This is a genomic window from Streptomyces vastus, assembly GCF_039532825.1.
In the GTDB taxonomy this organism is placed as follows: Bacteria; Actinomycetota; Actinomycetes; order Streptomycetales; family Streptomycetaceae; genus Streptomyces; species Streptomyces vastus.
Map to the genome: position 1 here is coordinate 151,802 of NZ_BAAASJ010000032.1, position 24,773 is coordinate 176,574.

Sequence of the window (24,773 nt, forward strand, 5' to 3'; positions counted from 1 at the left end):
CTCCTTGGCCCCGCCCGCTCGCATAGGCCAGGATCTGACCCCATGGACCTGCTGAACACGCTGGTGGACAAGGGGCTTCGGCGCGAGCTGCCGACCCGCGACGAGGCTTTGGCCGTGCTGGCCACCTCCGACGACGAACTCCTCGATGTGGTGGCCGCGGCCGGCAAGGTAAGGCGGCAGTGGTTCGGCCGACGGGTGAAACTCAACTATCTGGTCAACCTCAAGTCGGGCCTGTGCCCCGAGGATTGCTCCTACTGCTCCCAACGCCTCGGCTCCAAGGCGGAGATCCTCAAGTACACCTGGCTGAAGCCCGACCAGGCCTCCGAGGCGGCGGCTGCCGGGCTCGCGGGCGGCGCCAAGCGGGTCTGTCTGGTGGCGAGCGGACGCGGGCCGACGGACCGTGACGTCGACCGGGTCTCGGACACCATCAAGGCGATCAAGGACCAGAACGAGGGGGTCGAGGTGTGCGCCTGCCTCGGCCTTCTCTCCGACGGCCAGGCCGAGCGGCTGCGGGCGGCGGGTGCGGACGCCTACAACCACAACCTCAACACGTCCGAGAGTACGTACGGGGACATCACGACCACCCATACGTACGCCGACCGTGTGGACACGGTCCACAAGGCGCACGCTGCGGGCCTGTCCGCCTGCTCCGGCCTGATCGCAGGCATGGGCGAGAGCGACGAGGACCTGGTCGACGTCGTCTACGCGCTGCGTGAGCTGGACCCGGACTCGGTCCCGGTGAACTTCCTGATCCCCTTCGAGGGCACCCCGCTCGCCAAGGAGTGGAATCTCACCCCGCAGCGCTGTCTGCGCATCCTCGCGATGGTCCGCTTCGTCTGCCCCGACGTGGAGGTGCGCATCGCGGGCGGCCGTGAGGTCCATCTCCGTACGATGCAGCCGCTCGCGCTGCACCTCGCCAACTCGATCTTCCTCGGCGACTACCTCACCAGCGAGGGCCAGGCGGGCAAGGCGGACCTGGACATGATCGCGGACGCCGGCTTCGAGGTGGAGGGCACGGACGAGGTGACGCTGCCGGAGCACCGGGGGTCTGGTGGGTGCGGCTCGGGGGGCGTGTGCGGTTCCGCCGATTCGGACGCGACCCCCGAGGCGCGTAAGGATCTTGTCGCGGTACGCCGCCGGGGTGCCGGAACGGATCTCGCACCCAATGCCTGACCTGCCCGTGAGCGAGCTGCTCGAGCTCGACCGACGCCACGTCTGGCATCCGTACGGTCCGATGCCCGGCCGTCAGGAACCGCTCGTCGTGGAGTCGGCGAGCGGTGTGCGGCTGACGATCGCCGGTGAGCCGGACGAGCTGGTGGACGGCATGTCGTCCTGGTGGTCCGCCATCCACGGCTACAACCACCCCGTGCTCAACGACGCCGTGCGCGAGCAACTCGGGCGGATGAGCCACGTCATGTTCGGCGGGCTCACACACGAGCCCGCGGTGCGGCTGGCAAAACGTCTTGTCGATATGTCGCCCGAAGAGTTGGAGCATGTCTTCCTCGCCGACTCCGGCTCGGTCTCGGTCGAGGTGGCGGTCAAGATGTGCCTGCAGTACTGGCGTTCGCTCGGCCGGCCGGCCAAGCAGCGCCTGCTGACCTGGCGCGGCGGCTATCACGGCGACACCTGGCAGCCGATGTCGGTGTGCGATCCCGAGGGCGGGATGCACGAGCTGTGGCAGGGCGTGCTGCCCCGGCAGGTGTTCGCGGATCCGCCTCCGGTCGCGTACGAGGAGTCGTACGCCGACCATCTGCGCTCGCTGATCGAGCGCCACGCCGATGAACTGGCCGCGGTGATCGTGGAGCCGGTGGTCCAGGGCGCGGGCGGGATGCGGTTCCACTCCCCCGGCTACCTGCGGGTGCTGCGCGAGGCGTGCGACGCACACGGCGTACTGCTCGTGTTCGACGAGATAGCGACCGGGTTCGGGCGTACGGGTGCGCTGTTCGCGGCGGACCATGCCGGTGTGACGCCGGATGTGATGTGCGTGGGCAAAGCCCTGACCGGCGGCTATATGACGATGGCGGCGACGCTGTGTACGTCACGGGTCGCCGAGGGGATCTCGCGGGGCGAGGTCCCGGTGCTCGCCCATGGCCCCACCTACATGGGCAATCCGCTTGCCGCCGCCGTGGCCTGCGCTTCCATCGACCTCCTCCTCGGCCAGGACTGGCGGACGGAGATCAAGCGCATCGAGACGGGGCTGCGAGAGGGGCTGGCACCGGCTTCGGAGCTGCCGGGCGTCCGGGACGTACGCGTCCTCGGTGCCATCGGTGTCGTGCAGTTGGATCACGACGTCGACATGGCGGCGGCGACACGGGCGGCGGTGCGCGAGGGCGTGTGGCTGCGGCCGTTCCGCGACCTCGTCTACACGATGCCCCCGTACGTGACGGGCGACGCGGACGTGGCGCGGATCGCGCGCGCGGTGTGCGCGGCGGCGCGGGAAGGGTGAGCAGGGAGCGTGAGCGGGGAGATGCGCGGAGAGATGCTCGGGGAGGTGACATGCCGGTACTGGTGATCACGGGGACGGGCACGGAGGTCGGCAAGACGATCACGACCGCGGCGGTCGCGGCGGCTGCCGTCGCCGCCGGGCGGTCCGTGGCCGTGCTCAAGCCCGCACAGACGGGCGTGCGGCCGGACGAGCGAGGCGACGCCGATGAGGTGGCCCGGCTCGCGGGCCCGGTGACCGCGCTCGAACTCGCCCGTTATCCCGAGCCGTTGGCGCCCGCGACGGCTGCCCGCAGAGCCGGCCTCCCGCCGGTGCGGGCGCCCGAGGTGGCGGAGGCGGCGGGCAAGCTGGCCGCCGAACACGACGTCGTGCTGATCGAAGGGGCGGGCGGGCTGCTCGTACGTTTCGACGACGCGGGCGGCACACTGGCGGACGCGGCCCGCCTGCTGGACGCACCCGTGCTGGTGGTGGCCTCCGCCGGCCTCGGCACCCTCAACACGACGGAACTCACCGCCCGCGAACTGCGTGCCCGGCAGCTCGCCCTGCTCGGCATCGTCGTGGGCAGCTGGCCGAACGATCCGGACCTCGCCTCGCGCTGCAATCTCGCCGATCTCCCGGTGGCGGCGGGGGCTCCGCTGCTGGGGGCGGTTCCCGAGGGGGTGGGGCGGCTGCGACCCGCCGACTTCCGTGCTGCCGCACCGAGTTGGCTCGCCCGGCCGCTGGGCGGGACGTGGGATGCGGACGCGTTCGCTGTGAGGCAGGCGGCGGAGTAGGCGCGGGGCGGGTCGGCACAGGGCACCGCATCGTGACTCACCGAGGGGTCAGCGGGCACGTGCGGGGGGACAATCGCCGTAGCGCAAGTCGCCCAGGGGAGGTCTCCATGCGACCACGCGGTTCCCGGACCACCAAGTCCGGCCGGATGGCCCCGGCACCCGTGCACCACCCGGTGTTCGCCCGCTTCTACGCCAAAATCAGTGTCGCCTCCGAGCCCACCATCGGCCCGCACCGCGACGAACTGCTCGCCGGGCTCTCCGGCCGGGTCATCGAGATCGGAGCCGGCAACGGACTGAACTTCGCCCACTATCCGAGCACCGTCTCGGAGGTCGTTGCCATCGAACCCGAGCGCAGCCTGCGGCAGTTGGCCGTGACCGCGGCCCTGCGCTCCGACGTGCCCGTCGACGTGGTGCCGGGCGTCGCAGAGGGCCTGCCGGTCAAGAGCGAGGCGTTCGACGCGGCGGTCCTGTCGCTGGTGCTGTGCAGCGTACGAGATGTGCCGAGGGCCCTGGCCGAGATCCGCCGCGTCCTGCGTCCCGGCGGTGAGCTGCGGTTCTTCGAGCACGGCAAGGGCGGCGGCGCGGCAATGGGCGTCACCCAGCGTGTCCTGGACCGTACCGTGTGGCCGCCGCTGTTCGGCGGCTGCCATGTGAGCCGGGACGTCCTCGGCGCGCTACGGGACGCGGGGTACGAACTGGGCCCGTACCGGCGGCTGTTGGTGCCGGAGAAGGGGCTGCGCATGCCGAGCTCGTACTGCGTGCTCGGCACGGCTCGCTCCGCGGGTCAGGCCGTTTGAAAGTGCGGGTTCGTTGTGGCTGGTCGCGCCCACGCGGCGGAGCCGCAAAATGACACAGCCCCGCGCCCCTGGGAGGCCTGCGGCCTCCTTAGGCGCGCGATGACGCACCCGGAGTCCGACGAGTCCGCTAAGGGACGTGCTGGGCCGGGGACTGCTCACGGTTCGAGACTCCACCCGCGCAGCTCCTGGGTGATGTCCTGCACCGTCGCCTCACCTGTCTTGACCAGGCGGGCCAGGTCGCGGACCTGCTCTGGTGAGGTGACGACCTTCAGGCCGCTGGCGACGAGATAGGCGTATGCGACGGCGGTGGCGAACATCGCGTTGGAGCGTTCGAGTGCGGGGATGTGCAGCAGGAGCTGGAGCAGTGCGGCGGCGCGGGCGTGCGGACTGTCGTAGACGGGGACGCCGAAGATCTCCGCCTCGTGCCGGCTGACGGCGGCGACGAGGGCTCCCCAGTCGGTGACCTGGGGATCTCCGGGAGTCTTCTGTTCGGCGACCATGAGCAGCCAGGCAAGGTCGACGTGGACGTTCAAGGGTTCAGCGACGGCCTTCTCGCTCCGGGCCGAACTCCTCGGCGAACACGGACTCGTACTGCTTCATGAAGTCGGCGGCGGCCTCGACGAAGGTGTGGCCCACTTCCCCGGTGTCCTGTCTGACCAGCTCTTCGATATAGCGGTTGACGCTCATGCCGCGGGCCAGGGCTCGCTCGCGCGCGGCGCGGGCGGTGCCCTCGTCCACGCGTACGTTCAGTTGGGTCTTCGCCATGCTTCGAAGCTAGCGCCTGGATGCTAGCAGGGACAAGGGGGCGCCCCTCAGGAATCCACTAAGGGTGCCCCTTACATCAAAATCAGGGACACCGACCTGCGCACGAGAGCGGCTCGGACTTCGGGTGGATACCGGGTGTGCGCGGGATCACACTAGGCTCGCCTGCGGGCACCGAACCGACCTAGGAGGCGGCCTTGTCCACTGCAGCTGCGGAGCACGCCCTCGGGCGCACGGACGCCGAGGAGATCGCGGCCCGCGCCCGTGGTCTCACCAAGGCGTACGGCACGGGCGAGACGACCGTGCTCGCCCTCGACTCGGTCGACGTGGACATCGCGCGCGGTCGCTTCACGGCGGTCATGGGCCCCTCGGGTTCGGGGAAATCCACGCTGATGCACTGTCTGGCGGGGCTCGACACCGTGTCGGCCGGACAGGTGTGGCTGGGCGACACCGAGATCACCGGGCTGAAGGAGCGCGAGCTGACGCGGCTGCGCCGGGACCGGATCGGCTTCATGTTCCAGTCGTTCAACCTGATCCCGACGCTGAACGCGATCGAGAACATCACGCTGCCCATGGACATCGCGGGCAAGAAGCCGGACGAGAAGTGGCTGAACCAGGTCATCGACACGCTCGGCCTGCGCGACCGGCTGAAGCACCGGCCGGCTCAGCTGTCCGGCGGGCAGCAGCAGCGCGTCGCCTGCGCCCGCGCGCTGGCCTCCCGCCCCGAGCTGATCTTCGCCGACGAGCCGACGGGCAATCTCGACTCACGGGCCGGTCTCGAAGTCCTCGGCTTTCTGCGGAACGCCGTCGACGAGCTGGGCCAGACCGTCGTCATGGTCACGCACGACCCGGGCGCGGCGGCCCACGCCGACCTGGTGCTCTTCCTCGGGGACGGCCGGATCGTGGACCAGATGGCGCGGCCCTCGGCGGAGGCGGTGCTGGAACGCATGAAGAGGTTCGACACCATCCGCGGCACGTTCGAGGACGGCGCCGCCCCCGACCAGGGCATCGCCCCCGATCAGGGCGTCGCACTCGACAAGGGCGTCGCTCCCGACCAAGGCATCGCTCCCGACCAGGGCATCGCCCGCAACCAGGACTGAGGCAGGCCGTAGTGCTGAAGGCGACACTGAGGAGTTTCCTCGCGCACAAGGGGCGGCTGCTGCTCTCGGCGCTGGCCGTCCTGCTGTCCGTGGCGTTCGTCGCGGGCAGCCTGATCTTCTCGGACACGGTCACCCGTACCTTCGACCGGCTCTTCGCATCCACGTCGGCCGACGTGACCGTGCTGCCGCGCGAGGACCTCGACTCCCAGCTGCCCTCCGGGGCCGTCCAGACCGTGGACGCGAGCATCGAGGACCGTATCGCCCGGGTCGACGGAGTCGCCGACACGCATCTGGACGTCTCCGTCGAGGGCGTCACCGTCGTCGACAGCGAGAACGAGTCCGTGGGCCCGACCACCGGCGCGCCCACCATCGCCACCGGCTGGTACGTCACCGAGCGCAGCCCCGTCGAGCTGACCTCCGGCCATGAGCCGCGCGGGCCCGGCGAGGCGCTGATCGACGCGGACACGGCCGACAACAAGGACGTACGCATCGGTGACACGCTCACCGTGATCGCACAGCCGGGTTCGTTCAAGGTGGAGATCGTCGGCATCGCGACCTTCACCACCACCAACCCCGGTGCGGCGCTCGTCTTCCTCGACACCGCTGCCGCGCAGACCGAACTGCTGGGCAAGAGCGGCGTCGCCACCAGCATCGCGGTGGACGCGGAGGAGGGCGTGAGCGACGCCGCTCTCAAGCAGCGCGTCGCGCGCGAGATCGGCACCGAGAGCTACGAGGTGGAGACCGCCGACGAGCAGGCCGAGTCCGCCGCCGCCGAACTCGGCGGCTTCCTCGACGTGATCAAGTACGTGATGCTCGGCTTCGCCGGAATCGCCGTACTGGTCGGCGTGTTCCTGATCGTCAACACCTTCTCCATGCTGATCGCCCAACGCACCCGCGAACTGGGCCTGTTGCGAGCCCTTGGCGCCGATCGGAAGCAGGTGCGCCGGTCCGTGCTCCTGGAGGCGACCCTGCTGGGCCTGGTGGGCTCCACGCTCGGCCTGGCCACGGGGATCGGGCTCGCGTTCGGACTGATCGAGCTCATGGGCCTGCTCGGCATGAACCTCAAGTCCACCGAGATGGTCATCGGCTGGGTGACCCCCGTCTCGGCATACGCGGTCGGGGTCGGAGTCACCTTCGTCGCCGCGTATCTGCCGGCGCGACGGGCCGCCGGGGTGTCGCCGATGGCCGCGCTCGCGGACGCCGAAATCGCCGGTGTGGGACGGCCGTTGCGGGTACGGGCCGTGGTGGGGACGGTCGTCGGAGCACTCGGCGCCGCCGCGCTCGTCGGGTGTGTGACCGCGACGGAGACGGCATCCGCCGCTTCCCTGCTGGGACTCGGTGTGGTCCTGACCCTCATCGCGACCGTCATCGCCGGGCCGCTCCTCGTACGGCCCGTGATCCGCGTCCTCGGCGGAGCGTTCCCGGCCCTGTTCGGCTCGATCGGGCGGATGAGCCAGCGCAACGCGCTGCGCAATCCGCGTCGAACGGGTGCCACCGCGGCAGCCCTGATGGTCGGCCTCGCCCTGGTCGGCGGGATGTCCGTGGCCAGCGCGTCCATGACGGAGTCCTTCGACCAGCAGATCGACAAGACACTGGGCGCCGACTTCGTGGTGCAGAACAACAACTTCCAGCCGTTCCCGCAGGAGATCACCGAAAAGGTGGACGACACGGACGGCGTCGGAATCGTCGTACGCCAGCGGTTCGCGCCCATCGCGGCCACCCTGCCGGACGGCGACCGCGTCGAGACGGCCGCGGCGGGTTATGGCGACCAGCTCGACGAGGTCGCGAACATCACGTACGCGCAGGGCGACACCTCGGCGGCGCTGGCGCCCGGGAACATGGCCATGGATGTCGACTACGCCGAGGACCACGACGTACGCATCGGCAGCGTGATCCCCATCGAGTTCCCGGCCGGCCGGCAGACCGAACTGCGGGTGGCCGCGCTCACCGACCAGGAGGGCGGCGAGGGCTTCGGCGCGCAGGGAGCGATGTACTTCGGGCTGGAGACACTCGAGCAGTACGTGCCGGGCGGTCAGGACTCGACGTTGTACGTGAACGCCGCCTCGGGAACGTCCGTCGACACGCTGCGCTCGCGCCTGGAGCAGACGCTCGACCCGTATCCGCAGGTGCAGGTGCGCGACCAGGCCGACTACAAGCAGCTGGTCCGCGACCAGATCGCCGTACTGCTCTATCTGGTCTACGCCCTGTTGGGCCTGGCGATCGTCATCGCGGTGCTCGGTGTGGTCAACACCCTTGCCCTGTCGGTCGTGGAGCGCACGCGCGAGATCGGGCTGCTGCGCGCGATCGGCCTCGCCCGGCGGCAGTTGCGGCGGATGATCCGGCTGGAGTCGGTGGTGATCGCCGTGTTCGGCGCGGTTCTCGGACTCGCGCTGGGGCTTGTGTGGGGCGTGTGCGTGCAGCAGGTCCTGGCGCTCCAGGGCATGACGGCGCTGGCGATCCCGTGGGTCACCATCGTCGCGGTCGTGGTGGGCTCGGCGATCGTGGGCATCGTGGCGGCGCTGCTGCCGGCGTTGCGTGCCTCGCGGATGAACGTGCTGGCGGCGATCGCGCACGAGTGATGGGCTCGCGTTCTGCCCTCGAGTGCCCAGTGATCACTGCGGCACGGCTGGCGCCGATGAAGCGAGGACGCCGGATGGGGCCGACACGGCTCGGTCGGTGACCTGAGCGCATCGTTTCGGGGCAGGTCCTGTCCGTTTCGGTCTCACTGTCCATCCTGCTGACGGCGCTGTCCCGGGCGGTCTCGGGGAACCCGACCGCGCTGCTGCCGGACATGGACTTCGCGTTGTTCCCCTTGCGGAACCCCGGTCTCATCTCCATACCCGTGGGATTCCTCCTCGCCTGGGCCGGCTCGGTACTCGACCGGCGCCAGCCGGGCGGGGCCGACTACACGAAGACGGAGATCCGCGTTCTCACCGGCGCAGGCACGGGACGTCACGACGGTTGACCGGCAGACGGGCCAGGGCCCCGGGGCTTTGCGCCCCCTCAGCGCCCTCGGCACGGAAACCGTTCGCCAGACAGGCCGGCGCTCTGCTTGGCTCGCCCCATGAGCGATCTTCACATCCGCTGTGCCACCCTCTCCGACCTCGACGCCGTCCTCGCCTTCTGGAAGGTGGCCGCCGAGGGCACGAGCATCAGTGACGACCGGGAGGGCGTGGAGCGGCTCGTCGCCCGTGATGCCGAGGCCCTCATCCTCGCCATGGGGGTCCCCCCGCTCGAGCGAAGTCGAGAGTGGGGGAACGAGAGCGAGCTGGTGGGCACGGTCATCGCCGGCTTCGACGGCTGGCGCTGCCATCTGTACCGGCTCGCGGTGCATCCGGACCGCCGCCGCCTCGGCATCGGCTCGGCGCTGCTCGCCGCCGCGGAGGAGCGGTTCGTACGGCTCGGTGGGCGGCGAGGGGACGCGATGGTGCTGCAGCGCAACGAGACCGCGCAACATGCGTGGCGGGCGGCAGGGTACACACCCGAGGAGCATTGGCGGCGGTGGGTGAAGCCGCTCGGCGCGTGACCGGCGTACGGGCGACTTTGCTGACCCTTTACTATATGAGGATCTGGTTCTTCTTCGTAGGAAAGGTGTGAGCGTCCGCCCATGGGCGAGCCTCCCAGTCCCGGCAGCCCGCGCGGTCTCGCGCCGTGCGGGCATCATGCGATCCCCACTCCTCTGTCCGACCATGGGACGGAGGTGACCCGATGACCGAAGTGCTCCTCCTCGCGGTGGCCGTTCTTCTCTCCCTGGCCTGCGGCGCCTTCGTCGCGGCGGAGTTCTCGCTGACCACGGTCGAGCGCAGCGAGCTGGAGCGGGCCGTCGAGCGCGGCGAGGTCGGCGCCTCGGGCGCCCTCAAGGCCGTACGGAATCTGACCTTCCAGCTGTCCGGCGCGCAACTCGGCATCACCGTCACCAACTTGATCGTCGGCATGCTCGCCGAGCCGTCCATCGCCAAGCTGATCGCCGGCCCGCTGGAGGCGGTCGGCATGGGCCCGTCGGTGGCCTCTTCGACCGCGCTGGTCATCGGTACGGCGCTGTCGACGGTGTTCCTGATGGTCGTCGGCGAGCTCGTGCCCAAGAACTGGGCGATCTCCTCGCCGCTGTCGGTGGCCAAGAAGGTGGCGACGCCGCAGCGCTGGTTCAGCACGCTGTTCCGGCCGTTCATCACCCATCTCAACAACACCGCGAATCGTGTCGTACGCCGCTTCGGTGTCGAGCCCACCGAGGAGTTGGCCTCGGCCCGTGGGCCGCAGGAGTTGATGGCCCTGGCCCGGCACTCCGCGAAGGAGGGCGCGCTGGAGGCGGACACGGCCGAGCTGTTCGTCCGCACGCTGAACCTCGCCGACCTGACCGCGGAGAACGTGATGACGCCGCGCGTACAGGTCATCGCCCTGGATGTGCAGGCGACCTGCGAGGACGTGGCGAACGCGACGCGCGCGACGGGCCTTTCGCGCTTCCCCGTCTACCGCGGCAACCTCGACTCGGTCGTGGGTGTCGCGCACATCAAGGACGTACTGGCGGTGCCCGCCGAGCGCCGTAGCCGCAGCTCCGTCGCGCAGCTGATGCGCGAACCCCTTCTCGTACCAGAGTCACTGACCGTCGACCGGCTCCTGGACCGGATGTCCGGGAAGCGGACGATGGCCGTCGTCATCGACGAGTACGGCGGCACCGCCGGGGTCGCCACCCTGGAGGACATCGTCGAGGAGGTCGTCGGCGAGGTGCGGGACGAGCACGATCCGCACGAAGTGCCCGACCTGGCCCAGGCCGGCAAGGACGACGACGGCCGGGTGCTGTACTCCGCCGACGGCGCGGCCCGCACCGACCAGCTCGCGCGGGTCGGGCTGCGGGTGCCCGAGGGGCCGTACGAGACGCTGGCCGGGCTCGTCGCGTCCGAACTCGGCCACATTCCCGCCGTCGGCGACACGGTGGACGTCGTCGGCTGGCGGCTCGAGGTGACGGACGCGTCGGGGCACCGGGCCGCGCGGGTGCTGCTGCACGCTCCGCTGCCGCTCATCGAGGAGGAGGGGACGCTGTGACCGCCGTACAGCTGCTGATCGGTCTGGCGACGCTCGTCGTGAACGCCTTCTTCGTGGGCGCCGAGTTCGCGCTGATCTCCGTACGCCGCAGCCAGATCGAGCCTTACGCCGAACAGGGCGACCGGCGGGCGCGGAGCGTGCTGTGGGGTTTGCAGCACGTCTCCGCGCTGATGGCCGCCGCGCAGCTCGGCATCACGCTGTGCACGCTGGTCCTGGGTGTGGTCGCGGAGCCCGCGATCGAGCATCTCCTGGAGCCGGTGTTCCACGCGGTGGGCGTGCCGGAGGGCGCGGGGCACGTGATCTCGTTCGTGATCGCGCTGGCCCTGGCGACGTATCTGCACATGCTCCTCGGCGAGATGGTGCCGAAGAACATCGCGCTCGCCGAACCGGTGAGCACGGCACTGCTGCTCGGCCCGCCGCTGGTCGCACTCTCCCGGGCGCTGCGACCGGTGATCTTCACCATCAACGCCTTCGCGAACGGCCTGCTGAAGCTGATGCGCGTGGAAGCGCGGGACGAGGTGACCGCCACGTTCTCGGACGACGAGCTCGCCCGCCTCGTCCAGGACTCCAGCGCCGCGGGCCTGATCGACGACCGGGCCCAAGAACGGCTGCACGACGCCCTGGAGCTGGGCCGCCGCCCTGTGCGGGACGTCGTCCTCCCGCTGGTACGCGTCGTCTACGCGCGCGTGGGCGTCACGCCCGAACAGTTGGAGGCCCTGTCGGCGGAGTCCGGCTTCTCCCGCTTCCCCGTCGTGGACGACGGTCGCCGCATCGTCGGCTACCTCCACGTGAAGGACGCGCTGGACGCCATGCCGCGCGATCTCCCGTTCCGGGTCACGGACATGCGCTCGATCGCACGCGTCCGGGAGAGGACGCCGCTGGACGACGTGCTCACGGCGATGCGGCGCAGTCGTACGCATCTGGCGGCGGTGATCGGCGGGGACGGGCTGCTGGCGGGGGTGGTCACGATGGAGGACGTGCTGCGGGAGTTGTTCGGGCGGCCGGCGTGACGTGCGAGTTGGCGGGCCCACGGCCATGAGGGGTCGGGGCCGGAGTGGGGCAGGTGATCGGCTTACCGGCGGTGCCGGTGGCGGCTGGCCGGCGGGTGCCGGTGGCCGACGGACCTCGCCGGTTGGCCGGTGGCCGGCGAACTGGCGGGTGCCTGGTGCACGGCCGGCAGGCATGGCCGTGGTGGAGCCGCCATCGGCTGACCGCCGGGAGCCGAAGGTTCCGGTGAATGGCCGGACCGCCGGGAGCCGAAGGTTCCGGTAGGCGGCCGACCGATCGGTATGTGCACCGGATACCATCGCTTCCGCCATGGAGACGAATGCCACCTACACCAGTTTTGTCGCCGTCGGCGACTCCTTCACCGAGGGCATGTCGGACCGGTTGCCCGACGGCTCGTATCGCGGCTGGGCCGACCTGCTGGCCGGCCGGTTGGCCGCTCGGACGCCGGGCTTCCGGTACGCCAATCTCGCCGTGCGCGGCAAGCTGATCGGGCAGATCGTGGCCGACCAGGTGGGCGTGGCGGCGGCCATGCAGCCGGACCTGATCACGCTGGTGGGCGGGCTGAACGACACGCTGCGACCCAAGTGCGACATGGGCCGGGTACGCGGGCTCCTGGAGGAGGCCGTCGAGCGGCTCGCCCCGTCCTGCAAGCAGCTCGTGCTGATGCGCAGCCCCGGACGCCAGGGCCCGGTGCTGGAACGGTTCCGTCCGCGCATGGAGGAGCTGTTCGCCTGCGTGGACGACCTCGCGGCCCGGCACGGCGCACTCGTGGTCGACCTCTACGGCGCCCCTTCACTCGCCGACCCCCGTATGTGGGACGTGGACCGGCTGCACCTGACGGCCGAGGGACACCGCCGCGTCGCGGAGGCGGTGTGGCAGACACTCGGCCACGAGGCGCAGGACGCCGAGTGGCGCACCCCGATGCCCACGAGCGCACCGCCGGGTTGGGCCGCCCGCCGGACCGCCGACGTCCGGTTCGCCCGGCAGTACCTGCTGCCGTGGATCGGACGGCGGCTTACGGGGCGCTCCTCGGGCGACGGCCGACCGGCAAAGAGGCCCGAATTGCTGCCGTTCGACGGACCGGCGGCGTAGGGGCACGAAGGGCCGCTGCCAGGGGCGTACGACCGGGTGGCGGCGCAGGCGTACGAAGTGGCGGTGGCGCGGGTCGCCTGCGCGTCGGATGATCGGAGGCGTCGCCGGCGGCGCGAAGGGAGCCTCGCGTGACCACCACCGTGATCAACCTCAAGGGCCATATCCAGGAATACGGGCCCCGGCTGGAGAAGGCCCCCGCGGACCTCGTCTACGTCGGCCGCCGCTGGACCAGGGGCGGCTGGGACCTTCCCGAACACCCGCTCAACAACCCGTTCGTCCCCGACACAGCCAAGAAGAAGCACGACGGCACCCGTGCCGAGGTCATGGCCAAGTACCGGGCGTACCTCCTCGAACGCCCCGACCTCCTCGACCTGGTGCCCGAACTGCGCGACAAGACGCTGGCCTGCTGGTGCCGACCGGAGCTGTGCCACGCCGACATCCTGGCGGAGCTCGCCGACGCGTCCTGAGTGGCCTCGGACCACGCTTGTAGCTTCCGACGAACAACCCCGTGGCGCTGGCCTGCGGGAACCGCCAGTAGAATCAGGCCACGTGACTCCCGCGCCCGCAAAGCCCCGTATCCCGAACGTCCTCGCCGGCCGCTACGCCTCCGCCGAGCTCGCCGTCCTGTGGTCCCCCGAGCAGAAGGTGAAGCTGGAGCGTCAGCTCTGGCTCGCTGTGCTGCGGGCCCAGAGGGATCTGGGGATCGAGGTGCCGGACGCCGCCCTCGCCGACTACGAGCGTGTTCTCGACCAGGTCGACCTGGCCTCGATCGCCGAGCGCGAGAAGGTCACGCGGCACGATGTGAAGGCGCGGATCGAGGAGTTCAACGACCTCGCCGGGCACGAGCACGTCCACAAGGGCATGACCTCGCGTGACCTCACGGAGAACGTCGAGCAGCTCCAGGTACGGCTCTCGCTGGAGCTGATGCGCGACCGTACGGTGGCGGTCCTGGCACGGCTCGGGAAGCTGGCCGGTGAGTACGGCGAGCTGGTCATGGCGGGCCGCTCGCACAACGTCGCCGCGCAGGCCACCACCCTCGGCAAGCGCTTCGCGACCGCCGCCGACGAGCTGCTCGTCGCGTACGGCCGGGTCGAGGAGCTGCTCGCCCGTTACCCGTTGCGCGGCATCAAAGGCCCGGTGGGCACGGCCCAGGACATGCTCGACCTCCTCGGCGGCGACGCGGCGAAGCTCGCCGAGCTGGAGCAGCGCATCGCCGGGCACCTCGGCTTCTCGCAGGCCTTCACCTCCGTCGGCCAGGTCTACCCGCGCTCGCTCGACTACGAGGTCGTCACCGCCCTGGTGCAGCTGGCCGCGGCCCCGTCCTCGCTCGCGAAGACGATCCGCCTGATGGCCGGGCACGAGCTGGTGACCGAGGGCTTCAAGCCCGGTCAGGTCGGCTCCTCGGCTATGCCGCACAAGATGAACACCCGCTCCTGCGAGCGCGTCAACGGCCTGATGGTCATCCTGCGCGGATACGCCTCGATGACCGGCGAACTCGCGGGCGACCAGTGGAACGAGGGCGACGTCTCCTGCTCGGTCGTACGCCGCGTCGCGCTGCCCGACGCCTTCTTCGCGCTGGACGGCCTGCTGGAGACGTTCCTCACCGTGCTCGACGAGTTCGGCGCCTTCCCCGCGGTCGTCGCGCGCGAGCTGGACCGCTATCTGCCGTTCCTCGCGACGACGAAGGTCCTGATGGGCGCCGTACGCGCCGGCGTCGGCCGCGAGGTCGCCCACGAGGCCATCAAGGAGAACGCCGTCGCCTCCGCTCTCGCGATGCGCGAACAGGGCGCCGAGCGCAACGAACTGCTCGACAAGCTGGCCGCCGACGGCCGCCTTCCGCTGGACCGTGCGGACCTCGACGCGCTGATGGCCGACAAGCTGTCCTTCACGGGTGCCGCCGCCGACCAGGTTTCCGCCGTCGTCGGCCGGATCGAGGAGATCGTCAAGCAGCACCCGGAGGCGGCGGGTTACACGCCTGGAGCGATCCTCTGACCCGCTTCACCTCTGCGGACCTGGAGGCCGCCCGCGACCGGCTTGTGCCGGATGTCGTCGCGGAGGGCCTCCGCGTTCTGTTCTGCGGCATCAACCCCGGCCTCATGACGGCCGCGACGGGCCACCATTTCGCCCGCCCGGGCAACCGCTTCTGGCCGGTCCTGCACCTCTCCGGCTTCACACCCCGGCTGCTGAAGCCTTCGGAACAGGGCGAGTTGCTCTCGTACGGGCTCGGCATCACGAACGTGGTGGCGCGGGCGTCGGCGCGCGCCGACGAGCTGAGCGCGGAGGAGTACCGGCAAGGCGGGCAGCTGCTGAGTCTGAAGGTGGCGCGTCTGCGTCCGCGCTGGCTTGCGGTGGTGGGCGTCACCGCGTATCGGGCGGCCTTCGACGACCGCAGGGCTCAAGTGGGGCCGCAGGAGCGGACGATCGGTGACACCCGTGTGTGGGTGCTGCCCAATCCGAGCGGGCTCAACGCGCACTGGACCGCGCAGACGATGGCGGAGGAGTTCGGGCGCCTGCGGGCGGCGGCGGAGGCCTGACGGGTCATACCGGGTGCGTCTCCGTGACGACCGCCAGGAGTTGGACTTCGTCCGTCTCGTCCCGGTCGGCGACGGCCACGGCGACCCAGCGGCCGGTCCCCTCCGCCTCCCACAGGTAGGCCACGCGTGCGCGTGCGCTGAGCGAGGCCCACGGCTCGGGTATCTCCTCTCGCTCGGTGCGCAGGAGGACGGTCTGCAGGTTCCAGGAGTCGGTCTGCCCCCAGCGTGGTGCGAGGCGTTCGTAGATGGTGTCCCGGTACTTCTCGTACTGGCCGACCGTCACCGCGCGCTCCGCTGGGTCACCGCCCCGCAGCCCGTGGCTGCGCTCTAACTCGACGACGTGAGACCGGCCGTGCTCCACGGGAAAGGGGCGGAAGCACAGCTCGTCGATCAGGGCGATGTGCCGGGCAGTGTGCATGAGGTCCAGTAAACCGGTCCCCACTGACAATTGGCGCCCCGTCAGCCACAAGCCGCCGCTGGTCACGCGTCCCTGCGCCGTACGCTCCACGCCCCTGCCGCCAGCGCGGCCGCGGCCCACAGCGCGGTCACCGCCAGCCCGCTCCAAGGGCCGAGCGCGCCGCCGGACGTCTCGTGGAGAACGACCTGGCCGGCCTTGTCCGGCAGGAAGTCGGCAACTCCGCCGGACACTCCCCCGACGACGAACGACACGATGAGCAGGAACGGGATCAGGATGCTCAGGGTGGCGACTCCGCTGCGCAGCAGCGCGGTCAGGCCGGCCGCGAAGAGGGCCATCAGCGCGAGGTAGAGCCCGCAACCGACGACACCCCGCAGTCCATCGCCCCAGCTCAGGCCACTCCCCTGGTCGCCGAGGACTGCCTTTCCCACGGCCAGGCTCACGAGCCCGGTGACCAGCCCGACGGCCAGGGCCGGTACGCCGACAGCGACCGCCTTGGCCGCGAACCACCGCCCCCGATGGGGCACCGCGGCCAGTGAGACTCGCAGCGCACCGCCCTGGAACTCCGACGAGACGGCCTGCGCGCCGAACGTGATCGCCGCGATCTGCCCGAAACTGACGCCGAAGAACGCCGAGAACAAGGGGTCGAAGTCCTCGTCCGAGGAGGCGTCGAGCCCGGCGATCGCGGAGAAGGCCGCGGTGACGACTACGACGGCGGCCAGTCCGGTGAGGAGGGACCGCAGCGTACGGATCTTGAGCCACTCGGAGTGGAGTACGGGTGCGAACGGCATGGTCAGGCCTCCTGCGGGTGCGTCGGGGACTGGGCGGTGAACTCGGCCTCCGTGGCGGTCAGATCGAGGTACGCCTGCTCCAACGTGCCCTCCTCTGCCGCGAGCTCCAGGATGGGCACGCCCGTGCCCGAGGTGAGGCGGCCGATGTCGTCCACGCGCGCGTGGTGCACGATCCACCGTTCGTCCTCACCCTCCACGGCGTCGTATCCGTGCCGGGCGAGCAGTTCCCGAAGTGCCGCACCGTCGGTGGTGCGCACGCGTACGCGTGGCTGCACGCGCGCGTCGATGAACTCCCGCATCGGCATGTCGGCGAGCAGGCGCCCGCGGCCCAGGACGACGAGGTGGTCGGCGAAGGACGCGGTCTCGTTCATCAGATGGCTGGAGACGAGCACGGTGCGGCCCTCGCGGGCGAGTCGGCGCATCAACTCCCGGATCCAGATGATGCCTTCGGGGTCGAGCCCGTTCGACGGCTCATCGAGCAGGACCACGGGCGGGTCGCCCAGGAGCGCGGCGGCGATGCCAAGGCGCTGACGCATGCCGAGTGAGTACGTCCTGACGCGGCGGCGGGCGACCGAGCCGAGCCCCGCTTCTTCCAGGACCTCGTCCGCGCGGCGCTCCGGGAGGCGGTTGCTCGCTGCGAGCACGCGCAGATGGTCCCGTGCGGCGCGCGCGCCGTGCGCGGCCTGCGCGTCGAGCAGGGCACCGACGTGGCGGAGCGGCTCGTCGAGCGTCGCGTAGGCGCGGCCGCCGATCGTGGCGGTGCCGGACGTCGGCCGGTCCAGGCCGAGCACGAGCCGCATGGTGGTGGACTTCCCGGCGCCGTTGGGGCCGAGGAAGCCGGTGACCCGGCCCGGCGCGACGCTGAAGGTCAGCTGGTCCACGGCGCGTGTGGCGCCGTACTCCTTGGTGAGGTCTTGGACGTCGATGCTGGTCATGGCTCAAGGCTGGCGGTCGGGCCGGGGTCCGGGCCTCCCCCACCCGTGGAGAGCGTCTCCCCCGCTCGGGGGAGGCTCGTTGTCAGTGGCGGCTGCCACCATGACGGGATGGCCCGCCTGCTGCGCCCGCTGATCCGCGGGACGACGTACACCCGCCTGCTGCATCTGTGGGTTCCCATGCTGTTCGTCAGCGTGTGGCTGTTCATCGACATGTCCAAGCCGTGGGTGCCCGCGGTGTTGCTTCTTCCGCTGGGGCTGATCCCGGCCGTGCGCCTGGGCGAGGGTGTGCAGGCACAGTTACTGCTGACACCGGGCGAGCGGGGCGCCCCGGACGCGGCGATCACGGTCGCGCCGTCGGCCACGTGGCGGGACCGGCTGCGGACGGTGGTGTGGCTGGAGGCACGCATGGCCCTCGGCGTGGTGGCGATGGGGATCACTGTCTGGCTGCCGGTCCTCGCCGTGGACCTGGCCCGGCTCTCGTTCGGTTATGTACCCGACGACAATCCGCTCCTGCCGGTTTCGGGGTCCCACTGGGCGTACGCGCTGCTCGTTCCGTTGCCGCTGATCGTCCTCTACACGGCCGTGGTCGGTCTCGGCGAGCTGATCACAGCCATCGCGCGCCGTCTCCTCGGACCGTCCGCGGCCGAGCGGGTCGCCGCCCTGGAGGAGCGCACCGAACGGCTTCTGGAGCGCACGCGCATCGCCCGCGAGCTGCACGACTCGATCGGCCACGCGTTGACCGTGGCCGTGGTACAGGCGGGTGCCGCACGGGCGGCGGGCGACCCCGCGTTCACCGACCGGGCCCTCGGCGCCATCGAGGACACGGGCCGAGCCGCCCTCGAGGACCTGGAGCGGGTGCTCGGCGTGCTGCGCGAGTCGGATCGGCCGGCGAGCAGCCGCCCGACGCTGGCGGAGGCCGACCGGCTCCTGGAGTCGGCGCGCGCCTCCGGGGCGAAGGTCGACGCCGAGGTGACGGGGCGCTTGGAGACGGTTCCAGGCCCGGTCTCGCGCGAGGGCTATCGCATCCTCCAGGAGTCGCTCACCAATGTGCTGCGGCACGCTGGGGCGGTGCCCGTCCGGGTTCGGATCGCCGTCGAGGAACAAGCCCTGTCTCTGGAGGTGCGCAATCCGTTGACGGCGGAGATATCCGGGCGCGGCGGCAGCGGCTTGCGGGGCATACGGGAGCGTGCGGCGCTGCTCGGCGGCGACGCGCGGACCGGCCCGGACGACGGCGACTGGCAGGTGCACGCCGAGCTGCCGCTGCGCTGATCTACGCTGGCCGGATGCCGGTCACCGTTCTGCTCGTCGACGACGAACCTCTCGTACGAGCGGGACTGCGTGCCGTGCTGTCGGCACAGCCCGACATCGAGGTGGTCGGTGAGGCCGCCGACGGCGCTGCCGTGATCCCTCTGGTGCGGCAGCTGTGTCCGGACGTCGTCGCCATGGACGTGCGTATGCCGCTCATGGACGGCATCGAGGCCACGCGAGCTGTGCTGCGGACGGTGGACCGGCCGCCGAAGATCCTCGTGGTGACGACCTTCGAGAACGACGAGTACGTGTACGAGGCGCTGCGCGCGGGCGCCGACGGTTTCCTGCTGAAGCGGGCGCGGCCGGCGGAGATCGTGCACGCGGTGCGGCTGGTCGCCGAGGGCGAGTCGCTGCTGTTCCCCGCGTCGGTGCGGCAGCTGGCCGCCGAGTACGGGGATGGAGGCGGGAATCCCGCGGCCCGGGCGGCGCTGGAGCAGGCCTCGCTGACCGAGCGCGAGGCGGAGGTGCTGCGGCTGATGACCCGCGGGTTGTCGAACGCGGAGATCGCCGAGCGGCTGGTGGTCGGCACCGAGACGGTGAAGTCCCATGTCAGCGCCGTACTGGCGAAGTTGGGGGCGCGGGACCGGACACAGGCGGTGATCGCGGCGTACGAGTCGGGGTTCGTGGCACCCGGTTGATCCAGGGCTCCCGGCACGGGCCTGGTGGCAGGCACTCGCCGGGGTCAGCCGCGGCGAGTACGATCCGGCCAACACGCGCACGAGCTGGGAGGACGTACGTTGGGGCAGCTGACCGGCGGGGATCCCTCTCTGCTGCGGAGGATCAACTCCGCGGTGGTGCTGCACGCGCTGCGGGCCACGGACTTCGCGACTCTCACCGAGATCACCCGGGTGACCGGACTGTCCCGGCCCACCGTCGAGGGTGTCGTCGAAGGGCTCGTCGCGGGCGGCCTCGTTGTCGAGGCCGCGGCCGAGGAGGGCGCCGCGCGGCGTCAGGGGCGGCCCGCGCGGAGGTACCGGTTCCGGGCGGAGGCGGGTCATCTGCTGGGACTGGAAATCGGTTCGCACCGGGTGGCCGCGATCCTCGCGGACCTGGACGGCAGGCCCCTGGGTACGACGGCCAAGGACGTTTCCGAGGCGGCGTCGGCGGACGAGCGGCTCGAGCGGCTGCGTACCGCCGTCGCCGAGCTGCTGCGCGACGCGGGCGTCGCGCGCGGTTCCCTGCGGGCCGTCGGCGTGGGTACGCCCGGCATCATCGAGGCGGACGGCACCGTACGGCTGGGCGCGGCTCTGCCGGAGTGGACGGGCCTGCATCTGGGCGAGCGGTTGCGTCGCTCCTTCAAGTGTCCGGTGCTGGTGGAGAACGACGCCAACGCCGCGGCGGTCGCCGAGCACTGGAAGGGGGCGGGCACAGAGTCCGACGACATGGTGTTCGTGCTGGCCGGGCTGAGTCCGGGGGCCGGATCGTTGATCGGCGGGCGGCTGCACCGGGGGTACGGGGGTGCGGCCGGGGAGATCGGTGCACTGCATCTGCTGGGACGCGAGGCGACTCCGGAGACATTGCTGTCCACGACCGGCAAGCCGTTGCATCCGCTTGACGAGCAGGCGGTCGCAGGGGTCTTCGCGCAGGCACGCGAGGGTGATCAGCGGGCTCGGGCGGCCGTTGAGCGGTTCATTCAGCGGCTGGTGCACGATGTGGCGGCGCTGGTGCTGGCCCTTGACCCGGAGCTTGTCGTGATCGGGGGCTGGGCGGCGGGGATCGATGGCGTGCTGGAGCCGCTGCGCAAGGAGTTGTCGCGCTACTGTCTGCGGCCGCCTCGGGTGGCGCTCTCGGTCCTGGGCGAGGCGGCCGTGGTGATGGGGGCTTTGCGGCTAGCTCTCGATCATGTGGAGGAGCAGTTGTTCGCAGTGGAGGGGACGGTTACGGCACGGCGGTGAGGTGTCGGCGGGGTTGTTTCGCCCCCGTCGGCCCTACCCTCCCCCAGCTACCGTTGGGAGGTCCCCCCGACGGGCTGCAATTGCTTCAGGACGCCCGCCGCTCCGGATCATGGTGGATCTCTACCCCGCCCGTGTCGCCGAACGTCAAGCGGCATGTGTCGGCCCGGTACGTGGCGATCGAGGCCGCCGCGGTCCGGCCCTCGGCGTAGAAGCGGGTGGTGACGACGAGGACGGGGGCGCCGGGGAGGCGGTCGAGTTCCTTGGCGTCGTCCGCGCGGGCCGAGCCGAGTTCTACAGCGCTGTCCCGGCCCTCCAGGACCAGGCGCTGGAGTTCGCGGAGCACGGCACGCGCGCGTGCCGCTCCCGAGGGCGCGTCGATGGCCGAGAGGTCGGGAACCGACGACACCGGAAGGTAGAGCAGTTCGGCGGCTACGGGCTGGCCGTGCGTCACGCGGGAGCGGCGTACCGTGTGCACCTGCTCCTCGGGGCCGGTCTCCAGGATGTCGGCCGCCGCCGTGGGGGGAACCGCCACCGTGCAGTCCACGGGCTGCCATGCGTCACCGGTCGCGCCCGGCCAGGCGTGCTGCTCGGAGCCCACGGCCACGCCCATGCGCGGCGGAGCCACGGTCGTGCCGACACCGCGGCGGCGCTGGAGCCGGCCTTCGAGTTCGAGCTGCTCCAGGGCCTGGCGGAGCGTGGCCCTGGCGACTCCGAACCGCGCGGCAAGATCACGTTCGTTGGGCAGGATCTCGCCCACCGAGAACTCGGAGTCCAGCGCCTCACTCAGTACGGTCCGCAGGTGCCAGTACTTGGGCTCCGGCACCGTATCCAACTGCGTGGTCCCCACCGTGTCCTCCGCGATCGCCGTGCCCCGGCGGCTTTCAACGCCCTTGTTTATTAAAGGTTCTTGCACTAACTCCTGCGACCATAAGACGGCCCCCACCCTTGGTCAAGACCAATCCTGGACACATGCCGTTCAGACGTCGGCCAGCGACTGCAGCTTCTCCGGGTTGCGCACGATGTAGATGCACTGGATCCGGCCGTCGGCGACGTCCAGCTGGAAGACGCTGTCGGGCTTGCCCGCGGACAGGACGAGCAGCGCTGGGCCACCGTTGAGTTCCACGACGCGGAACGACGCGTCCTCAATGCCACCGCCGTGCTTGGCGGCGCCGATGACGAAGCGGCTCACCTTGTCGGCGGACTCGATCGCGCGGACCGGCGCCTTGGCCCGGCCGCCGCTGTCGCCGACCAGGCGTACGTCCGGGGCCAGCAGGGTCAGCAGCCCTTCCAGGTCGCCCTCGGTCGCCGCGGCGATGAACCGTTCGGTGAGTTCGCGTTGCAGCGCGGGGTCGACCTCGTAGCGCGTGCGCCTCTCGTCGACGTGCTTGCGGGCCCGCCCGGCGAGCTGGCGCACCGCGGGCTCGCTGCGGTCGAGGGTCGTGGCGATGTCGGAGTACGGAAATCCGAAGGCCTCGCGGAGGACGAACACCGCGCGTTCCAGGGGTGACAGGGACTCCAGGACGACGAGGACGGCGAGCGAGACGGAGTCGGCGAGCACGGCCCGCTCGGCCGCGTCCGGGACGGTGTCGGCGAAGTCGGTGGCGTACGGCTCGGGCAGCCATGGCCCTACGTAGGCCTCGTTGCGCGACTGGATCTGGCGCAGCCGGTCGATGGCGAGCCGGGTGGTGATGCGTACGAGGTAGGCGCGCGGTTCGCGCACCTCGGCGTGGTCGGCGCCGGACCAGCGCAGCCATGCCTCCTGGACGACGTCCTCCGCGTCGGCCACCCGGCCGAGCATGCGGTAGGCGACGCCCATCAGGACGGGACGGTGCTCTTCAAAGACCTCGGTCGCGGTGTCGGTAGCCACGGCACCATCCCATCCGACGACTCGGAACGTGTCCAGGCGACGCGGAAGTCAGCCCGGGGGCACGCCGGACACGTTGAGCGGCGTACGGCCGGCCGGCAGGTTGGCATCGCCTGGGGACTACCGGCGGGTAGCGGTTGCTGACAAACTGTCTAGGAGTAGGGGGTGTGCAGGCCAGCCCTGCGTGCGTCCGCCCTGTCCCCAGACGAGGAGCAGTTCCATGTCCGCCCCGGTCAGCCGCCCCGTCCCTTCCTCGTTCTCGTCCTCGTCCTCGCCCGGCCCGCGGTCCGTGACCTTCTCCGTCCCCTCTCCGCTCGGCCCGCTGCCCGTGACCCTCGCGTACACGCGCGTGGGCAGTGGCGAGCCGCTTCTGCTGCTGCACGGGATCGGCCACCACCGGCAGGCCTGGGACCCGGTCATCGACATCCTGGCCGTCGAGCGCGATGTGATCGCGGTGGATCTTCCCGGCTTCGGCGAGTCCTCCCCACTGGCCGAAGGGCTCGCCCACGATCTGCCGACGATGAACGCCGCGCTCGGCGCGCTGTGCCAGGCGCTGGAGATCGAGCGGCCGCATGTGGCGGGCAACTCGCTGGGCGGGCTGCTGGCCCTGGAGCTGGGCCGCGAGCAGCTCGTACGTTCCGTGACGGCGCTGTCGCCCGCGGGCTTCTGGTCGCCTCTCGAGCGGCGGTACGCCTTCGGGGTCCTGCAGGCGATGCGGCAGACGGCGATCCGTATGCCGTTGCCGGTGGTGGAGCGGCTGTCGCGCACGCCGGCGGGGCGCGCCGTGCTGACGAGCACCATCTACGCCCGCCCCGGCCGGCGTTCACCCGAGGCGGTCGTCGCCGAGACGCTCGCGCTGGCCCATGCCGCGGGATTCGCCGAGACGCTCCGGGCCGGCACTTCCGTCCAGTTCACCGAGGACATCCCGGGGCTGCCCGTCACGGTGGCGTGGGGAACCCGGGACCGGCTTCTGGTGCGGCGCCAGGGGGTCCGCGCCAAGTACGTCATCCCGCGTGCCCGGCTGGTGCGGCTGCCCGGATGCGGACACGTCCCGATGAACGACGACCCGGCGCTCGTCGCCCGCGTCATCCTCGACGGCAGCCGCTGACACTGCAGCCGCCGGCCTCCGCGCCCGACGCCTCAACGCCCCCGACCCCAGGGCGACTCCGGCACCCACCAGGGCACTGCCCACGGCCTGGGCCGGACCGTAGGAACCCGTGCCGACGAGCGGTGCGGTGAAGGCGGCGGCGACGGGGATGAGGCCGGAGAAGAGAGTGGCGCGCTCCGCGCCGATGCGCTGCATGCCCATGTACCAGCAGACGAAGCCGATGACCGTGACGATCACCGCCTGCCACAGCAGCGCGGCGAGTTCGATGGTGTCGGGCGTACGCAGCCACGCGCGGCCCTCGACGATCAGTCCGGCCAGCGCCGACTCGACCGCCGCGAGACCGCACACCGTGGCGGCCAGCAGCCGTGGACCGAGCGGTCGCAGCACGGGCACGGCGAGGACCGCGAAGCCGACTTCGCCGACGAGCGCGCACACGGAAAAGGCGATTCCCGCGCCGTCGGTGTGTCCCCAGCCCTGGACGGTGAAGGCGCCGAACGCCACGAGCAACGCGCCGCACAGAACGGAGCGTTGGGGCCCACGGCCATCCAGGAGAGGCATGAGTACGGCCACGACCACCGGGGCGCAGCCCACGAAGACTCCTGGGACCGCCGGTTCCGCGGAGCGTTCGGCGGCGAGCACGGCCAGGTTGAAGCCGACCATGCCGACGGCCGCGAGCAGCGCGAGCCGTATCCACTGCCGTGCGGTCAGCCCGCGCAGGCGCGCTGTGCCGCCGCCGACCAGGGGCAGGAGCAGCAGACAGGCGAGGCCGTAGCGCAGGAACTGGCCGCCCGCGTATGGGTATTCGCCGAGGACGCTGTTGGCGGTGAAGGAGCCTCCTACGAGGAGGCCGGCCAGGGCGGCGAGCAGGGAGCCGCGGGTGGTGGCGTTCATGGAGGCGACGCTATGGA

25 protein-coding genes and 1 pseudogene are annotated in these 24,773 nt (G+C 71.0%); 18 read left to right on the forward strand and 8 right to left on the reverse strand.

The window, feature by feature from the left end; all coding sequences use genetic code 11:
* Window positions 1-42 precede the first annotated feature (42 nt).
* The 4 genes from bioB (at window position 43) to ABD357_RS15895 (ending at window position 4,013) form a co-directional block, all read left to right on the forward strand.
* The gene (gene bioB, locus ABD357_RS15880; protein WP_344390709.1) at window positions 43-1,173 is read left to right on the forward strand and encodes a biotin synthase BioB; all 1,131 of its coding nucleotides are present in this window, start codon (window positions 43-45) and stop codon (window positions 1,171-1,173) included.
* On the forward strand, window positions 1,166-2,446 hold the full coding sequence (locus ABD357_RS15885; RefSeq protein WP_344390710.1) for an adenosylmethionine--8-amino-7-oxononanoate transaminase: 1,281 nt from the start codon (window positions 1,166-1,168) through the stop codon (window positions 2,444-2,446). Before bioB ends, ABD357_RS15885 begins: the two co-directional genes overlap by 8 nt.
* 50 nt (window positions 2,447-2,496) lie before the next feature.
* Entirely contained in the window at window positions 2,497-3,216 is a 720-nt protein-coding gene (gene bioD / locus ABD357_RS15890; RefSeq protein ID WP_344390711.1) for a dethiobiotin synthase, read from the forward strand.
* A gap of 107 nt (window positions 3,217-3,323) precedes the next feature.
* Complete coding sequence (locus ABD357_RS15895; RefSeq protein ID WP_344390712.1) at window positions 3,324-4,013, forward strand: class I SAM-dependent methyltransferase; 690 nt, start codon at window positions 3,324-3,326, stop codon at window positions 4,011-4,013.
* A gap of 155 nt (window positions 4,014-4,168) precedes the next feature.
* Here the strand turns inward: ABD357_RS15895 and ABD357_RS15900 are convergent, their stop codons facing one another.
* Window positions 4,169-4,513, reverse strand: a complete 345-nt coding sequence (locus ABD357_RS15900) for a fic family toxin-antitoxin system, toxin component (RefSeq protein ID WP_344390864.1) — start codon at window positions 4,511-4,513, stop codon at window positions 4,169-4,171.
* A 37-nt stretch (window positions 4,514-4,550) separates the two neighbouring features.
* The gene (locus tag ABD357_RS15905) at window positions 4,551-4,778 is read right to left on the reverse strand and encodes a hypothetical protein (protein WP_033324966.1); all 228 of its coding nucleotides are present in this window, start codon (window positions 4,776-4,778) and stop codon (window positions 4,551-4,553) included.
* Between the two features lie 194 nt (window positions 4,779-4,972).
* Here ABD357_RS15905 and ABD357_RS15910 point away from each other — a divergent pair, with 194 nt between their 5' ends.
* The 10 genes from ABD357_RS15910 (at window position 4,973) to mug (ending at window position 15,549) form a co-directional block, all read left to right on the forward strand.
* Entirely contained in the window at window positions 4,973-5,875 is a 903-nt protein-coding gene (locus ABD357_RS15910; RefSeq protein ID WP_344390714.1) for an ABC transporter ATP-binding protein, read from the forward strand.
* 11 nt (window positions 5,876-5,886) lie between these two features.
* On the forward strand, window positions 5,887-8,454 hold the full coding sequence (locus tag ABD357_RS15915) for an FtsX-like permease family protein (protein WP_344390715.1): 2,568 nt from the start codon (window positions 5,887-5,889) through the stop codon (window positions 8,452-8,454).
* Between the two features lie 212 nt (window positions 8,455-8,666).
* Complete coding sequence (locus tag ABD357_RS15920; protein ID WP_344390717.1) at window positions 8,667-8,840, forward strand: hypothetical protein; 174 nt, start codon at window positions 8,667-8,669, stop codon at window positions 8,838-8,840.
* Window positions 8,841-8,939: 99 nt separating this feature from the next.
* Window positions 8,940-9,401: a GNAT family N-acetyltransferase gene (locus ABD357_RS15925; protein ID WP_344390719.1), complete on the forward strand. Its 462-nt coding sequence runs from the start codon at window positions 8,940-8,942 to the stop codon at window positions 9,399-9,401.
* Window positions 9,402-9,583: 182 nt separating this feature from the next.
* Window positions 9,584-10,915, forward strand: a complete 1,332-nt coding sequence (locus ABD357_RS15930; RefSeq protein WP_344390720.1) for a hemolysin family protein — start codon at window positions 9,584-9,586, stop codon at window positions 10,913-10,915.
* Window positions 10,912-11,925 carry a hemolysin family protein gene (locus tag ABD357_RS15935; RefSeq protein WP_344390721.1) on the forward strand — a complete coding sequence of 338 codons (1,014 nt, stop codon included), beginning with the start codon at window positions 10,912-10,914 and terminating at the stop codon, window positions 11,923-11,925. Before ABD357_RS15930 ends, ABD357_RS15935 begins: the two co-directional genes overlap by 4 nt.
* Window positions 11,926-12,232: 307 nt before the next feature.
* Complete coding sequence (locus ABD357_RS15940; protein WP_344390722.1) at window positions 12,233-13,015, forward strand: SGNH/GDSL hydrolase family protein; 783 nt, start codon at window positions 12,233-12,235, stop codon at window positions 13,013-13,015.
* A gap of 128 nt (window positions 13,016-13,143) precedes the next feature.
* Window positions 13,144-13,482: a DUF4326 domain-containing protein gene (locus ABD357_RS15945; RefSeq protein ID WP_344390723.1), complete on the forward strand. Its 339-nt coding sequence runs from the start codon at window positions 13,144-13,146 to the stop codon at window positions 13,480-13,482.
* A gap of 82 nt (window positions 13,483-13,564) precedes the next feature.
* Window positions 13,565-15,007 carry an adenylosuccinate lyase gene (gene purB / locus ABD357_RS15950; RefSeq protein WP_344390726.1) on the forward strand — a complete coding sequence of 481 codons (1,443 nt, stop codon included), beginning with the start codon at window positions 13,565-13,567 and terminating at the stop codon, window positions 15,005-15,007.
* Window positions 15,004-15,549 carry a G/U mismatch-specific DNA glycosylase gene (mug, locus tag ABD357_RS15955; RefSeq protein WP_344390865.1) on the forward strand — a complete coding sequence of 182 codons (546 nt, stop codon included), beginning with the start codon at window positions 15,004-15,006 and terminating at the stop codon, window positions 15,547-15,549. The genes purB and mug overlap by 4 nt, the downstream gene beginning before the upstream one ends.
* 4 nt (window positions 15,550-15,553) lie before the next feature.
* Here the strand turns inward: mug and ABD357_RS15960 are convergent, their stop codons facing one another.
* The 3 genes from ABD357_RS15960 to ABD357_RS15970 form a co-directional block, all read right to left on the reverse strand.
* On the reverse strand, window positions 15,554-15,967 hold the full coding sequence (locus tag ABD357_RS15960; RefSeq protein WP_344390727.1) for a hypothetical protein: 414 nt from the start codon (window positions 15,965-15,967) through the stop codon (window positions 15,554-15,556).
* Window positions 15,968-16,029: 62 nt separating this feature from the next.
* Window positions 16,030-16,755: an ABC transporter permease subunit gene (locus ABD357_RS15965; protein WP_344390728.1), complete on the reverse strand. Its 726-nt coding sequence runs from the start codon at window positions 16,753-16,755 to the stop codon at window positions 16,030-16,032.
* A gap of 2 nt (window positions 16,756-16,757) precedes the next feature.
* The gene (locus tag ABD357_RS15970) at window positions 16,758-17,690 is read right to left on the reverse strand and encodes an ABC transporter ATP-binding protein (RefSeq protein ID WP_344390729.1); all 933 of its coding nucleotides are present in this window, start codon (window positions 17,688-17,690) and stop codon (window positions 16,758-16,760) included.
* Between the two features lie 108 nt (window positions 17,691-17,798).
* On the opposite strand from ABD357_RS15970, the gene ABD357_RS15975 reads away from it, so the two are divergent.
* From ABD357_RS15975 to ABD357_RS15985, 3 genes are all read left to right on the forward strand, one after another.
* Complete coding sequence (locus ABD357_RS15975; RefSeq protein ID WP_344390730.1) at window positions 17,799-18,959, forward strand: sensor histidine kinase; 1,161 nt, start codon at window positions 17,799-17,801, stop codon at window positions 18,957-18,959.
* A gap of 14 nt (window positions 18,960-18,973) precedes the next feature.
* Complete coding sequence (locus ABD357_RS15980; RefSeq protein ID WP_344390731.1) at window positions 18,974-19,636, forward strand: response regulator transcription factor; 663 nt, start codon at window positions 18,974-18,976, stop codon at window positions 19,634-19,636.
* 99 nt (window positions 19,637-19,735) lie between these two features.
* Window positions 19,736-20,893, forward strand: coding sequence for an ROK family transcriptional regulator (locus ABD357_RS15985; RefSeq protein ID WP_344390732.1), 1,158 nt, complete (start codon window positions 19,736-19,738; stop codon window positions 20,891-20,893).
* Window positions 20,894-20,978: 85 nt separating this feature from the next.
* Here the strand turns inward: ABD357_RS15985 and ABD357_RS15990 are convergent, their stop codons facing one another.
* Window positions 20,979-21,740, reverse strand: coding sequence for a GntR family transcriptional regulator (locus ABD357_RS15990; protein WP_344390735.1), 762 nt, complete (start codon window positions 21,738-21,740; stop codon window positions 20,979-20,981).
* A gap of 129 nt (window positions 21,741-21,869) precedes the next feature.
* The gene (locus tag ABD357_RS15995; protein WP_344390737.1) at window positions 21,870-22,760 is read right to left on the reverse strand and encodes an RNA polymerase sigma-70 factor; all 891 of its coding nucleotides are present in this window, start codon (window positions 22,758-22,760) and stop codon (window positions 21,870-21,872) included.
* A 217-nt stretch (window positions 22,761-22,977) separates the two neighbouring features.
* Here ABD357_RS15995 and ABD357_RS16000 point away from each other — a divergent pair, with 217 nt between their 5' ends.
* Window positions 22,978-23,865, forward strand: coding sequence for an alpha/beta fold hydrolase (locus ABD357_RS16000; RefSeq protein WP_344390739.1), 888 nt, complete (start codon window positions 22,978-22,980; stop codon window positions 23,863-23,865).
* Between the two features lie 60 nt (window positions 23,866-23,925).
* On the opposite strand, the pseudogene ABD357_RS16005 reads toward ABD357_RS16000, so the two are convergent.
* Window positions 23,926-24,756, reverse strand: a pseudogene (locus ABD357_RS16005) (DMT family transporter); the annotation flags it as partial.
* Window positions 24,757-24,773: the final 17 nt, after the last annotated feature.

Coding starts and splice junctions, on each gene's coding strand:
- ABD357_RS15900 (WP_344390864.1), bottom strand. CDS start 4,513: ATGGTCGCCGAACAGAAGACTCCCGGAGATCCCCAGGTCACCGACTGG.
- ABD357_RS15965 (WP_344390728.1), bottom strand. CDS start 16,755: ATGCCGTTCGCACCCGTACTCCACTCCGAGTGGCTCAAGATCCGTACG.
- bioD (WP_344390711.1), top strand. CDS start 2,497: ATGCCGGTACTGGTGATCACGGGGACGGGCACGGAGGTCGGCAAGACG.
- ABD357_RS15905 (WP_033324966.1), bottom strand. CDS start 4,778: ATGGCGAAGACCCAACTGAACGTACGCGTGGACGAGGGCACCGCCCGC.
- ABD357_RS15895 (WP_344390712.1), top strand. CDS start 3,324: ATGCGACCACGCGGTTCCCGGACCACCAAGTCCGGCCGGATGGCCCCG.
- ABD357_RS15960 (WP_344390727.1), bottom strand. CDS start 15,967: ATGCACACTGCCCGGCACATCGCCCTGATCGACGAGCTGTGCTTCCGC.
- ABD357_RS15970 (WP_344390729.1), bottom strand. CDS start 17,690: ATGACCAGCATCGACGTCCAAGACCTCACCAAGGAGTACGGCGCCACA.
- ABD357_RS15920 (WP_344390717.1), top strand. CDS start 8,667: ATGGACTTCGCGTTGTTCCCCTTGCGGAACCCCGGTCTCATCTCCATA.
- ABD357_RS15885 (WP_344390710.1), top strand. CDS start 1,166: ATGCCTGACCTGCCCGTGAGCGAGCTGCTCGAGCTCGACCGACGCCAC.
- ABD357_RS15940 (WP_344390722.1), top strand. CDS start 12,233: ATGGAGACGAATGCCACCTACACCAGTTTTGTCGCCGTCGGCGACTCC.
- bioB (WP_344390709.1), top strand. CDS start 43: ATGGACCTGCTGAACACGCTGGTGGACAAGGGGCTTCGGCGCGAGCTG.
- ABD357_RS15925 (WP_344390719.1), top strand. CDS start 8,940: ATGAGCGATCTTCACATCCGCTGTGCCACCCTCTCCGACCTCGACGCC.
- ABD357_RS15975 (WP_344390730.1), top strand. CDS start 17,799: ATGGCCCGCCTGCTGCGCCCGCTGATCCGCGGGACGACGTACACCCGC.
- ABD357_RS16000 (WP_344390739.1), top strand. CDS start 22,978: ATGTCCGCCCCGGTCAGCCGCCCCGTCCCTTCCTCGTTCTCGTCCTCG.
- ABD357_RS15930 (WP_344390720.1), top strand. CDS start 9,584: ATGACCGAAGTGCTCCTCCTCGCGGTGGCCGTTCTTCTCTCCCTGGCC.
- ABD357_RS15980 (WP_344390731.1), top strand. CDS start 18,974: ATGCCGGTCACCGTTCTGCTCGTCGACGACGAACCTCTCGTACGAGCG.